9 protein-coding genes are annotated in these 13,212 nt (G+C 52.1%); 1 reads left to right on the top strand and 8 read right to left on the bottom strand.

The genetic code is table 11. The annotated features are described in order from the left end of the window. From AXA67_00955 to AXA67_00945, 3 genes are all read right to left on the bottom strand, one after another. Positions 1–1,560: a hypothetical protein gene (locus AXA67_00955; protein KXJ40751.1), complete on the bottom strand. Its 1,560-nt coding sequence runs from the start codon at positions 1,558–1,560 to the stop codon at positions 1–3. Positions 1,561–1,595: 35 nt separating this feature from the next. After that, positions 1,596–3,974: a hypothetical protein gene (locus AXA67_00950; protein KXJ40750.1), complete on the bottom strand. Its 2,379-nt coding sequence runs from the start codon at positions 3,972–3,974 to the stop codon at positions 1,596–1,598. 322 nt (positions 3,975–4,296) lie between these two features. Continuing rightward, entirely contained in the window at positions 4,297–4,632 is a 336-nt protein-coding gene (locus AXA67_00945; GenBank protein ID KXJ40749.1) for a hypothetical protein, read from the bottom strand. A gap of 118 nt (positions 4,633–4,750) precedes the next feature. Here AXA67_00945 and AXA67_00940 point away from each other — a divergent pair, with 118 nt between their 5' ends. Next, entirely contained in the window at positions 4,751–5,332 is a 582-nt protein-coding gene (locus AXA67_00940) for a hypothetical protein (protein ID KXJ40774.1), read from the top strand. Between the two features lie 71 nt (positions 5,333–5,403). On the opposite strand, the gene copA is transcribed toward AXA67_00940, so the two are convergent. From copA to AXA67_00915, 5 genes are all read right to left on the bottom strand, one after another. Further along, positions 5,404–7,659, bottom strand: a complete 2,256-nt coding sequence (gene copA / locus AXA67_00935) for a Cu+ exporting ATPase (protein ID KXJ40748.1) — start codon at positions 7,657–7,659, stop codon at positions 5,404–5,406. Positions 7,660–7,944: 285 nt separating this feature from the next. Beyond that, positions 7,945–9,387, bottom strand: coding sequence for a hypothetical protein (locus AXA67_00930; GenBank protein ID KXJ40747.1), 1,443 nt, complete (start codon positions 9,385–9,387; stop codon positions 7,945–7,947). 288 nt (positions 9,388–9,675) lie between these two features. Then, entirely contained in the window at positions 9,676–9,954 is a 279-nt protein-coding gene (locus AXA67_00925) for a hypothetical protein (protein ID KXJ40746.1), read from the bottom strand. Positions 9,955–10,009: 55 nt separating this feature from the next. Beyond that, positions 10,010–12,250, bottom strand: coding sequence for a hypothetical protein (locus tag AXA67_00920; protein KXJ40745.1), 2,241 nt, complete (start codon positions 12,248–12,250; stop codon positions 10,010–10,012). After that, positions 12,243–13,199 (bottom strand): tRNA dihydrouridine synthase DusA, encoded by a 957-nt coding sequence (locus AXA67_00915; protein KXJ40744.1) that lies wholly within the window; start codon positions 13,197–13,199, stop codon positions 12,243–12,245. The genes AXA67_00920 and AXA67_00915 overlap by 8 nt, the downstream gene beginning before the upstream one ends. Positions 13,200–13,212 lie beyond the last annotated feature (13 nt).

Here is a 13,212-nt window from a genome sequence, read left to right as displayed (position 1 = left end):
TCACAAAAGCTCCTCTGGTTCTGTGGTTTCCTTCATTTCCGCGCGGTCAATCTGGTCCAGATGGTCTCCCCAGACCAAAGCATCGCGGACGAAATAGGTCAAGGTTCGCTCGCCGCCATTCACAGGCGCCCAATCAAAAATATAAAACGCCCGCATCACGCTGCGGCGGCGATAGCCTTCGGGTTTCTTTTGGACAATCCGGTCGCGCCAGGTTCCAAAATTCACATAAGTATAATTGGCTTTATTCTCTAAATTGACTTCTTCCTGCAGGGGGACATGGGTATGACCCTCGCCGTGAATCCTGAATCCATACTGCCGGTATTCCGGCCGGAAGGTGGGCATGGCCAATAACGACGGCAATGGTTCGCTGGCGCGCAGATAATGATTCCAGCGGGTGACGCCCGCCATCACCCGCATCATTCCGGCGATAGCGCTGATTTCAAAACCCCGGCCCAGAATCTTCATCCACTTGAGCCAATGTTTCGCCAAAAATAATCCCGCCTTGCGGCGCATCGGGGAACTGGCGAAGGTAAAATCCCAATTGAGCCAGCGCATGACACAATCGAACAAACAATCTTCCAGCACCTTGGCAATGGAGATATCCGCGGAACGGAGGGTTTTCAAGCGCTCGGTTTCCTGCAGAATCCGGGTAACCGCCAGATAGGTAGGCCGGTATAAATCCAGTTCGTCGAGAATCCGGTGCAAGCGCGGTTCCCGGTATCCCGCCTGGCGCAGCTTGTGCTTGGCTTGGTAGATAAAAGTGGACAGCACCCCGGCGGCCACGGTATCCCCGAAGCAGGGATCGATGAAGGGTTTGAATCCCATTTGCTGCCAAACCTCCGGCTGCCAACCCTCATCCGCCGACCAGCCGGGCTTGCCATCTGCGGGAGCAATGGCGTGGGAATTGTCGGCATCGCGCCACTGACCGTGGGTGGTAAAAAAACGGAAACCCCGGTCGCCATAATAAAAAGGCAAGTAGGGAACGGTCTTGGGATCGGCGAAATAATTCGAGTCGCCGAAGTACATTTCCCCAATCCAGCGCCGGTAATCGGCGGGCAATTTTTCAGGCAACGTGCCTAGGCCATGCTCGTAGAAATATGCCAGCGCCTTGGGGACCGCCATGATTTCCTTGTCGTGATTGCCCAGTAAAACAATCACCTGGGCTTGTTCAACCCCGGCGGGCTTGAGAAATTCGGGCAAGCCTTGCAATAGTTGGAAAAACGGCTCGTGCAGACCAATAATCTCTTCGGTGATGTTTAAAACGATCTCCGCAAACTCGGGGTGTTCCCGCTGCCAGGGGTAGACATCGGCTTCCGCCCAGCGGCTACTGCGAATCAGGTCGATGACATCGCCATCGAGCACCAGGATAAATTCCTTAACTTTCTCCCGTTGACAGCGCTCGCGGATATTGTCAAAAAATCGCTCCCAAACCGCTGGCGGCAAGCTTTGCGTACCCACACTGCCATCGGTCAAATGCAAGTCGCTCACGGCGACACACAACCGGTTCGGGGCGTTTTGATTGAAGTCTTCGTTTAACAGGGCCAGGGATCGCTGTTTCATCAGGTTCTCCTTTCACTTGCCCCAACGAATGAAAGTCAGGGACTGCTGATTATCGGTACCTGCAGCATTGCCTGCTCGGGCGCCAGACAATGCTGACTGTTGCAAGCTTGCAGGTTCAATTGGAGAGATAATGGCCCTTTACCTGGCACTAGGGAAGCAGAAATTACCACTTTGCCTTCATACACCGCCAGCGGCTTTTGGGTGAAGCCGAAACTTTTCATTTGTGGCGCCGGAAAATGAATATCATGTAACTGCCAGCCGCCGGGGGAAGCAACCTTCAAAGTCGTGGGAATCAGATCGCTGTCTGCCGCCTCATAGGCATTGATATGCCAACCAGGCTTGAGCGTAATTTCTACCGTCAATGCCGCATTTTGCCATTTCACGGCAGCTTTGGCATTCCCCTGGGCAAGATATTGCAAGGGCCCCGTTTCTCCCAGTTCATACTCACGTACCGCCAGCAGGAAATTTGCCATGCCCGCGGGGCTGCGCCGGATTTGCCCGGACAATGCGGCCCGCAAGCGGTTAAACCGGGTTTCATACAAAAGCTGGGGAGAACGTTTTAACAACCGAGCCAGTAACCGGGCAGCGACGGCATTTCCCGAGGGAACCGCGTTATCATAAGTATCCATGGGTCGTACCATCAACGGCTCGGCGCTGGTTCGATTCATATAAAAGGCGCCCGCTTTCTCATCCCAGTAATCGGTCAACAGGGTCCGGGTCAGGGTTTGCGCCCGCTGCAGCCAGAGGTCACCGGCATCGGCATCGTATAGCGTCAGAAAGCCCAATGCCAACCAGGCATAATCCTCTTGCATGGCATCCCCGCTGGCCCGGCTCTCCAAAGAAGAGCGCAAGAGACGGCCATCCCGCTGATGATGTTGCCATAGAAATTCCGCCGCCTTTTGCGCCGCTTGCAAATAACGGGGTTCGGATAATAACCGCCCGGCATCGGCCAATGAAGCAATCATCATCCCATTCCAGGCGGTGACGATCTTGTCGTCGCGCAGCGGCGGTACCCGCTTGGCCCGGGCTTGATAGAGCTTCTGGCGGATGGTTTCCAGCCTGTCCAAAAGATCAGCTTCTTTCATCCCTTTGCTGCAGGCAAAAGCCTCGAGAGGCTGGGGCAGATGGAGAATGTTCTTGCCTTCGAAATTTCCCCGTTCGGTCACTCCGTATATTTCGATGGCCAATGCAGCATCCCCGGGGGATAGAACCGCCTTGATTTGCGCCGGAGTCCAGACGAAAAACTTGCCCTCTTCCCCTTCACTGTCGGCATCGGTGGCGGAATAAAACCCGCCTTCGGGGGCGGTCATTTCCCGCAATACGTAATCGAAAGTCTGCCGGGCAATCCGCTCAAAGAAACGGTTCCCGGTCACAAGATAGGCCTGGGTATAAAGCAAGCCCAATTGGGCCTGGTTGTAGAGCATTTTTTCGAAATGGGGCACCAGCCAGGCGGCATCGGTGGCATAACGGTGAAAGCCGCCGCCAATCTGGTCATAAATCCCGCCCCGGGCCATGGCATCCAGGGTCTGGGTGAAGACTTTCATCCCCTTCGGGTCACGGCTGCGCCAAGCTTCATCCGCCAACAGCGTCAGCCAGGGCTCATTGGGGAATTTGGGGGCATCGCCAAAACCGCCGTGCACCGGATCAAAATGGCTAAGAATCTCCTGAATGGCCTGCCTGGCCAGTTCGGCATCAACTTCCCCCGCCTCTTGACCCGCGGCGTTCATTTTCTCCACCGCCTGAGTGATTTCCTGTGCCTGGGCTTCAATCTCGGCCCGTTGTTTTTGCCAGGCATCGGCTATGCGTAATACAAGCTGTTTGAACTGCTGGGGCGGGAAATAGGTGGCGCCGTAAAACAATTTGCCTTCCGGGGTCAAAAACGCCGACAAAGGCCAGCCACCGTGCCCGGTCACCAGCATCACCGCATTCATATAAGTGGCGTCCACATCCGGCCGGCGCTCCCGGTCCACTTTGATGGGAATAAAGTATTTGTTCAAAATCCCGGCAATATCGGGATTGTCAAAACTCTCCTCCTCCATCACGTGGCACCAATGACAGGTGGCATAACCGATAGAAAGGAATACCGGCTTGTTTTCCCGCAGGGCCTGGTCGAAGGCTTCCTTGCCCCAGGGATGCCAATCCACCGGATTGTGGGCATGTTGGAGCAAGTAGGGAGAATCTTCGAGAATCAGGCGATTGATGTATTTCGGGGAACCGTCAGGATACAGGTGGCGGGTGCGCGGTTTGTAGTTCTGCCCCTTGGCCTTGAGGGCGGAAATCAACTGTTGTTGCAGCTTCTTGGAATAAGTCACTTCCGGGGGAGAAACAGAGACTTGCTGAGGCATTTTCATCTCCTCCGCCACTGCTAATGCCGGAATTGTCATCAGGCAGATGGACAGTAGCAGGTGTAACATCAGAAATCAGAAATAACCAACCAAAAAAGTCAGTTTAACACGGACAGATTACTACAGCCGCTTTGCCTGTCGAATCCCGGGCAGTTTATACACATTTTAGAAATAATTGCAGGAACTTTTCCCCGGTGCTCAGTCTAAGGAAACAAGTGTTCATGACAGACCTCCTGAACACACTACCCTCCTTATTGGGTATAGCTCCCATTCTATCCCGCCTTTTCAGGGCGGGATTTTTTTGCCCAGGATAAATATACAAAAGGTTCTAACGGTGTTTTTTGGGTTAGGTACTGCTTAATGGAGAAAAGAATGAAAACTTTATTAGAGTTTAATATCGTGCCAAGGAGCTATCACCCACCGGGCGGCGGAAAGTGTATCTGGCGGGACCGTCGATCAAAATATTGGCCGTCTTGGCAAAAGCATCGTGGGGTGGGGCGATCTGGGCGATGGCGGTGAGGGGGATCATGGCGGTAAATAGTCCGGTACCCGCAATGGTCGCGACGATGCCCACCGGCCGGTAAACCAAAACATCCAGGAGGGTAAAAGCCGCATCGTAGGCATCGATACGATCCTGCTGGGCATTGACGGGGATGGAAACCATGCTGACTGAAAGCAAGATCAGGGACAGGGTGATTTGTTTCATTTTGAGATAACGCTTTGCCATAGGATTAGAATCTATACCATTCCCGCTGGACTGTCCAGCAGGACCGTGGCATGCCCCAGCCCAACCCTATAAAATAATCTTACAAATCATAAAAACCCAAGAGAAGCCAATGCAATACATCAAACAATTGTTCAAATATTTCCTGCTCGGTGTTTTGGCGGTCATCCCGCTCGCCTTGACCATACAAATCGTCCTGTTTACCAAGAATCTGCTGACGGACATTATTGTCAGCTTGTATGGGCATTCGGCCAGCTATTCATTTACCACCACCATTCTGCTACTGACCATCGCGCTTTTGACCTACATTGGCTATTCCATTACCAAATACCGCCAATCCATCATCATTTCCGCTTTCGATTACATCATTGAAAAAATCCCGTTTTTGAACACGATTTACCGGGTCACCAAGAAAATTGTGTTGATGTTCGCCGGCGAGGAGGAGCTGGTTAAAAGGGAGGTTGTCTATGTGGAATATCCAAAAGAAGATGTATGGGTGCCAGCTTACGTTACGAATAAAGTCGAAGATATGTACATTCTTTTTGTACCCACCTCTCCCAATCCCACTTCAGGTTTTACGGTGCTCGTTCACGAATCGAAAGTGGTCAAGTCCAGCATGAGTATTGAAGATGCCGCCAGTTTTATTATCAGTATTGGCGCTGATTATCCTGCTAAGGAAGAAATCAAGCAGTTAAGGAAGTAGGTAGAATCCCACCCGCTCTCATTAATAAAGCCCGCAATTGCGGGCTTTATTAATTGAACATATCAGTTCTTCTAGCCCAATTTGATATACCGCAAGCGGTTGGCGTTGGTTACCACGGTGACAGACGACAAGGCCATGGCCGCGCCGGCGATCATCGGGTTGAGCAGGATGCCGAAGAAGGGATATAGCAACCCGGCAGCCACCGGTATGGCGGAAATGTTGTAAATAAACGCGCCCAGCAGATTTTGCTTGATATTGCGCACCGTGGCCCGCGATAGCTTCATGGTTTCCGGCACCTTCAACAAGGAACCTTGCATAATGACGATATCACCGCTTTCAATGGCGATATCCGTTCCCGTGCCAATGGCAAAACCGACGTTGGCTTGCGCCAGGGCCGGGGCATCGTTAATGCCATCACCCACCATCGCCACAACTTCTCCTTTGGCTTGCAGTTCCTTGACGACTTTGGCCTTATCCTCGGGCAGCACTTGCGCGCGGACTTCATCAATACCGGCTTCCTTGGCGATGGCACGGGCGGTCTTCTCGTTGTCTCCCGTTACCATCCAAACTTTGACACCCATTGCCTTCAATTGACGGATGGCTTCCTTGGAATCGGGTTTGATGGTATCGGCGACAGCAATGATGCCGGCCACTTTCTTTTCCACCGCCAGAATCATCGGGGTTTGGCCTTGATTGGCGTAGTGGTCGAGTAGTTTGATGATATCGCTGCAATCGATGCCTTCAGATTCCATCAATGCCGCGTTCCCGAACAACACCCGCTGACCATCCAGTTTGGCCCGCACCCCCTTACCGGTGACAGATTCAAAGCCCGCAACAGGCCGCAGTTCGTAACCTCGTTCCGCAGCCTCGGCAACAATGGCCCCGGCGAGGGGATGTTCGGAACCGGCCTCGACGCTGGCGGCCAATTGCAAGACCAGGTCTTCCGTCCAGCCGGATGATGGGTCGACGGCAGTCACTTTAGGCTTGCCTTCGGTGACAGTGCCGGTTTTATCCAACACAATAGTCGTCACTTGGCCGGCGGTCTGGAAGGCATCGCCATTGCGGATCAAAATGCCGCTTTGCGCGGCCCGGCCAACCGCTACCATAATGGAAATAGGCGTCGCCAATCCCAAGGCACAGGGGCAGGCGATAACAAGCACCGTCATGGAAGTGACAAAAGCGTATCCCAGCGAAGGCTCTGGGCCGAATGCCCACCACACAAAAAAGGTGAACACCGCGATTCCTACCACTACGGGTACAAAAACAGCGGCGATTTGGTCCACCATCCGGCCGATTTCAGGCTTGCTGCTTTGCGCCTGACGGACAGAATCGATGATATGGGCCAATACCGTATCTTTACCAATACGGGTAGCTTTCATCAAGAAAGTGCCGCGCTGGTTCAAGGTGCCGCCAATCACCTCATCGCCAATGGTTTTTTCCACGGGAATCGATTCCCCGGTAATCATGGATTCATCGACGCTGGAATGGCCTTCAATGATGACGCCGTCCACAGGAATCTTTTCTCCCGGCCGTACCCTAAGAATCTCATCGACACCGACTTGCTCAATGGGAACATCAATTTCCTTGCCATTACGCACCACGCGGGCAGTTCGGGGCTGCAGACCGATCAATTTGCGTATTGCTGATGAAGCCTTGCCCCGGGCGCGGGTTTCCAGCGCCCCACCCAAGGTCACAAAGGCAATGATAATGACGGCTGCTTCAAAATAGGGGTGGGTCGCCTCCGGCGGCAAGACATTGGCATAATCCACCACAATGGTGGAATAGAGCCAGGCCGAACCGGTACCCATGGCGATCAGGGTATCCATGTTGGCGGAACCGCCGCGCAGGCTTTTCACCGCGCCACTGAAAAAATGCCCGCCGGAGTAATACATAACGCCAAAGGTAATTAAAGACACAATGGCCCAGAAATCCGTCCCCGCCGGGGTGCCGATGGCCGGCCACCAATCAAGCCAGCCGCCGATCATCAAAGGCACGCCCCAGGCGGCCGCAACCGCGGATTTGCGCAGCAAGGAACGGTAGCGTTCCTCTTCCATTTCTTCCTGCGCTTCCAGATCCTCAAAGCTCTCCATCACGGCGGCGTCATACCCCACCTCTTGCAAGGCGGCGCGCAAAACTTCAGGGTCAGCTTCGCCTTCCACGACTGCCGAGTGATCGGCAAAATTGACATTGACTGCCTTGACCCCGGACACCCCTTTAAGCGCATTTTCCACGGTCTTCACGCAACCGGCGCAACGCATGCCGATAATCGACAGGCGAATGGCGTGTTCTTCTTCCCGGTGGGTTTCTTGATCGACTGCTGCCACCATACTCTCGCCCTCTATATTTCTGTAGTCGTTATTTTCTTGACGTATTCCCAAAAGCGTTTTGCTCCTTGGGGATTTAATTCATCAATTCTCACGCAAACAGCAACGTAAATCAAACGAAACACTATCCACCCTTCTCACCTGTCAGTTCAGGCGGAGAGGGCGGGGAAGGGGCTGTCAGCGGCCATGGATGGCCGCTCCGGGCCTAAATTTACGGACGAATCTCGGTCCGGCAGACCCTTCCCCGCCCCCGGCAAAGCTAATTAACAGGTGGTAAGATACCCGCCTTTACTGGCATTGCTTACAGCGTTTCAACGTCTCGGCGGAACTTCGCACCCGCCCACGCCGTATCCAGGGTTGGATAACGTTTTCGGCGGTTTTCGCGTTGCCATTGTCAGTCACAACAAAAGTGCCGTGGAGCATTCCCATCCAACAACTCCAGGCAATCGTTCCCGGCTTTTCCGGGGTAAATTCGATGATTTGCTTGCCGGGTTTGAGTTCAATTTCCAATCCCAAATCAGGGACCAGAATCACGCGGTTACAGCCAGTAAGCTCTTTGCCTTCGATTTCCCATTTTACCGGTACGCCTTTTTTGAGGACAAACCGGTTGGGTTCGTAGCCGCTGGCCTTGACTTTCATGTGGATGGTCTGAAAATCCTCTTTTCTAGAAGGCTGGGCCGGTTGAACTTGGCGCTGGGATAACACTTTCCGCTGCATCAAGGTATGGAAATCATAACCGGTGCCAGTCATGGCCAGCCCCCGGTTGAGCATAATCAATCCCAAGCTGATCACCAGGATGCCAGAGGCGTTAAGAATCTTATGGGTCATGCGGTGTGAAATCAGGCTTGTCAGAAAGCCAAAGCCAAACATCAATGGCAAGGTGCCCAGTCCGAAAATAAATAGCAATTTCGCGCCTTCCAGCGCACTGCCTGTCCCCGCCGCCATGACATACATGGCCTGCAGCGGTCCACAAGCAATCATCAACCCATTCAACAAACCAATCACGAAGGGATGAGTGGTTTTATTGGTTTCTTCGCGAACGAAACGCGCCAGGAACCGGGGCATGGTAAAGCCAATGCGGACGGACGAAAACACGTGGAGCATGTTAAAACCGTACAGAATCAGGAAGCCCCCTGCAAGAATGGCGGCAATTCCCCGAATTACCGGAGTAAAACTGATAACCGCTCCCAAAAGCCCAAATCCCGCCCCGATTAAGGTATAAGACAAGACTTTTCCCAGGCCATACTGGAAATGCAGCCAATAGGTCTTTTGCCCCAATTGGGCGCCCTTGGCAGTATAGCTGACGACAAAGCCGCCGCACATGCCAACGCAATGGAATCCGGTCAGCAACCCGACAAGAAACAGCAATCCGTAGCTGAGCTGGAGGTTAATTTCAGGCAAATCAAAACGGTGAATAAAGCGGGAACCGCCGTAGAGGATCAATAAGATGCCAATGACCCCTAAAACCGCCCCTAAAACGCGGTTGAACGCTTGCTTGCGCTGGGCCGCGGCATCAATCAAAGAGCAATGGTAGCCCTTCGCTTCAACTGTATCGAAAATCTGGGAAAGCGGGATTTTAGAAGGATCAAAGCTGACTTTAACCACTTCGGAGGCATAATTAGACCTCACTTTTTCCACGCCAGGCAGTTTGCTCAACGCCAGTTCGATGACTTTTTCGCAACTGGTGCAATGCATACCCTTGGCGCGAAATGTTACTTGACGCATAACCATAGGCACTTCGCTTAAAACTTTATCGTTATATTTCGACCTTTTCCGGAAGAAAAAAGTCCTAACAACTTTAAACCATTATAATTCTTACTACTTTAAACCCTGTGCGGCATATTGTCGCACAGGGTTCAAGGTTTTTTGTTGGGCGAAAACTAAGGAGACTCTGATTTATTCAGAGCCCCCCAAAGCCGGCTAGAAAAGGGCAATCACCGACCTACGCAACAACTGGAGTATTTCTCGGAACGCACATTTTAGCTTGATTTGGCTCATGCAGCGCCAATGACCTTTCACTTAGCTTTTGAAAAACTGCAGCAAGGTTTGGAAAAATGCTTTCAGCTTGTCAACGAAAGATTCTTCGCCGAAGCCAACCACTTTAAATCCTTGATCGACAATCGTCTGCTTCAGCTCATCCAGATTAGCCTTGGTTTCATCGTATTCAATTTCTACGGTCTTGGCTTGATGATCGGCCTTGACGGAAACCACGCCTTCTTTCTCCATCACAGCATCATGAATCAGATTTTCACAGGCATCACACTTCATGCCGGTGACTGGTAAGGTTACTTTTTCCATTGCAGCTCCTCTTGTTTATTTTGACGATTATTGTGGGTGTAAAAGAGTAATATTCTTATTCTCCCACCCGCATGGCGACCAGACTGATGTCGTCGTAGAATACATCACTTTGATGAAAATCATACAACTCGTCAATAAGACCCTGCACCAATTCAGACGGTGACGCTGCCGACAATCGGGTAAAAGCACGGCACAAACGGCTCATGCCAAAAAACTCCCCTGCCGGATTTTGAGCCTCGACTATGCCGTCAGTATAAAGCAGTAACAAATCTCCAGGCAGCATGGATAGGGTTTTTTGTTCGAATTCCACACCGGGGCGAACCCCTAGAATCAAACCCTCGGCATCTAGCTGCCTACATCCACTTTCGTTGCTTCGAATCAAGAGGGGATGGTTATGGCCCGCGTTGGCATAATGCAATTGTTTTTTTACCGGGTCGTAACGGGTATAGAACAAAGTGATAAAAAGTTCCGAACGGTCCAAATCTTCGAATAATACGTTATTTAAGGTCTGGAGTAACGAGGCCACATCCGGAGGTGGGAATTGCTCTTGGCGGGCCCTGCTTTGCACTTCAACTCTCAATGTACTACGGGCTTCCGCCATGATGAGCGCCGCCCCCACGCTATGGCCGGACACATCGGCCACCACTGCATCAACACCTGCAGCCGTAAGAAAATAATCGAAATAATCTCCCCCCACTTGTTCTGCCGGAATGCAAAGCCCAGCTAGCTCAACCCCATCGGCAATCAAGGGTTGATCGGGTAGCAGCGATTGCTGGATATGACGGGCAATTTCCATGGCGTGCTTTTCCGCCTCCGCCCTCCTTCTTTCGGTAACATCATTTTGGATCTCAATCACATGGGTCAGACGGCCTGCCTCGTCCTTGACCGGTGAAATAATCATATCATTCCAGAACGGCCGGCCTTTTTTGTCGTAACATAAGATTACCTCTTGGGCTTCGCGGCCTTGCCTGACTTCCGCGCGAACTTTTTCCAAGGCACCCTTGTCGGTTTCCGGGCCGCACAACAGATCCGGAATGCTCTGTTTGAGCAATTCTTCTTTGCTGTAACCTGTCATCCGGCAAAGGGTCGGGTTGACATAAATTGCTTGCCAGCGCGAATCCAACACTTCGTCAATATCAATGCCGACACTGGCCGATTCAATGGCCCGTTCCCGGACCCGCAATTGATCTTCGTATCGCTTTCGCTCGGTGACGTCGTGATCTACCCCGCGCCATTTTAGCAGTCGCCCCGCCGAGTCAAACAAGGGAATCCCCGTGGACTCGGTAAAGACTTCGTGACCGTCCTTGTGGCGGTAACGGTTGATAATGCGGTAAAAATGCTTGTGATAAAGCGGTTTGAGAGGGGTATGCTGCTCCCAGCGGCGGCGGTCTTCGACGGTAAACAAGTCCAAATAATGTTTGCCGATAATTTCTTCCGGTTCATAGCCGAGTATTTGTTTAACCGCGGCGCTGCTATAAATATACCGGCCTTCCGGATCTTGTTCCCAGATCCATTCCCCCGTCATATCGGCAATCTGGCGAAAACGGGCTTCGCTTTCGGCAAGGGCTTCCTGGGCTTGTTTCTGTTCGGTGATATCTTTCTGAATTGCTAGAAAATGGGTGATCTCTCCTTGTTCATTTTTGATGGGAGAAATAGTCTCCAGCACCCAATACAATTCGCCGTCTTTTTTACGGTCTTGAATTTCCCCCCGCCATTCACCGCCTTTTTGAAGCGTTTCCCATAATCGTCGGTAAGTTTTAGGAGGCGTTTTCCCGGATTGCAATAACCTGGGATTTTTACCCAGGACTTCCTCTGCGGAATACCCCGTCATTTGGCAAAATTTGGGGTTGACGTACACAATCTTGCCATTAAGATCAGCAATCATGACCGCGTTGGGACTTTGCGTTACCGCCGCTGTCAAAATGCTTAAACGGCGCATTTTTTCATCCGTGGCTGAGCGGTCACGAAATAGTAGCCATGCCCCTTTAATCTGGCCATTTCGACTAAATGGCTTGAGCGTCAGATATACGGGCAATTCCCGCCCGTTTTTACGGCGCAAAAAAGCTTCTTCTTGTTGCCAGGTTTTGCCTGTTTCTAAAAAAACCGGCCAACAAAATGCGCCGTCCACCAGCAAGCGGTTTAATTTAACCCCGCGCAATTCATCGGCGCTGTATCCCAACAACTCCTCCGCCGCTGGGTTGACGTACCGCATTGCGCCTATCTCATCCAGCACGCAGAAACCCTCCGGCCAATCTCGCCAAAAATCTGGGCAAGGGTTATCCAAACCGTCAAACATCGGCCGTCTCAACCATGGCGGTCCTTTTCGCCAACCAGGATTTTAAAACTTCAGAGCCCGCCCCGGGCCGGTTCCCCTGTTCGCTTAGATGCCGGCGCCAAAGACGCGCCCCGGGTTGGCCATGATACAACCCGGAAAGATGACGAAGCATGCTATGAAGACGAATGCCTTCGCTCAATCGCGCTTCTACATAAGGCATATAGCTTTCCAATATTTGCTCCCGGGTGGGAATCGGGTGATTGTCTTGAAAAAAAAGCCAATCCGCCTGGCTTAATAGATAAGGATTATGATAGGCAGCCCGGCCTATCATGACGCCGTCAACGCTTGACAACAGGGATAAGGCTTGTTGCAAATCAACAATGCCGCCGTTGAAAATGAATGTTAACTCAGGAAAATCCTGTTTCAATCGGAAAACAAGGTCATAACGCAAAGGGGGAATAGTACGATTGTCCTTGGGCGATAGCCCCGTCAGCCATGCTTTGCGGGCATGCACAACAAATGTCGTACACCCCGCCAAGGCAACGGTTTCGATGAAATTCGCCAGCGCTTCATAGCTATCCCTGTCATCCACGCCTATCCGGCACTTGACCGTAACCGGCAACCTGGTTTTGGCTTTCATGGCAGCGACACATTCGGCCACCAATGACGGTTCCTTCATCAGACAAGCGCCAAACCTGCCTTTTCGCACCCGGTCACTGGGACAGCCCACGTTCAAATTCACCTCATCATATCCCCACGCTTCGGTTATGGCCGCACACTGGGCCAGTGACTTTGGACAACTCCCTCCCAATTGCAAGGCCAATGGCTTTTCTTCCGGGTTGAACGCCAGCAGCCGTTCGCGGTCACCATACATTATTGCCTGGGTGGTAATCATTTCACTGTAGAGCAATGTATGATAGCTGATCATCCGTAAGAAATATCTGAAATGACGGTCAGTCCAATCTAACATGGGCGCTACCGCC

It is taken from the genome of Methylothermaceae bacteria B42, from assembly GCA_001566965.1.
Taxonomy (GTDB): domain Bacteria; phylum Pseudomonadota; class Gammaproteobacteria; order Methylococcales; family Methylothermaceae; genus Methylohalobius.
Note: the sequence above shows the minus strand (reverse complement) of the source record. Positions and strands in the feature narration are given on the sequence as shown.

What these genes read in the sequence shown, in the direction of transcription:
- AXA67_00955 (KXJ40751.1), bottom strand. Translation starts at nt 1,560, where the DNA reads ATGAAACAGCGATCCCTGGCCCTGTTAAACGAAGACTTCAATCAAAAC.
- AXA67_00950 (KXJ40750.1), bottom strand. Translation starts at nt 3,974, where the DNA reads ATGTTACACCTGCTACTGTCCATCTGCCTGATGACAATTCCGGCATTA.
- AXA67_00945 (KXJ40749.1), bottom strand. Translation starts at nt 4,632, where the DNA reads ATGGCAAAGCGTTATCTCAAAATGAAACAAATCACCCTGTCCCTGATC.
- copA (KXJ40748.1), bottom strand. Translation starts at nt 7,659, where the DNA reads ATGGTGGCAGCAGTCGATCAAGAAACCCACCGGGAAGAAGAACACGCC.
- AXA67_00930 (KXJ40747.1), bottom strand. Translation starts at nt 9,387, where the DNA reads ATGGTTATGCGTCAAGTAACATTTCGCGCCAAGGGTATGCATTGCACC.
- AXA67_00925 (KXJ40746.1), bottom strand. Translation starts at nt 9,954, where the DNA reads ATGGAAAAAGTAACCTTACCAGTCACCGGCATGAAGTGTGATGCCTGT.
- AXA67_00920 (KXJ40745.1), bottom strand. Translation starts at nt 12,250, where the DNA reads ATGTTTGACGGTTTGGATAACCCTTGCCCAGATTTTTGGCGAGATTGG.
- AXA67_00915 (KXJ40744.1), bottom strand. Translation starts at nt 13,199, where the DNA reads ATGTTAGATTGGACTGACCGTCATTTCAGATATTTCTTACGGATGATC.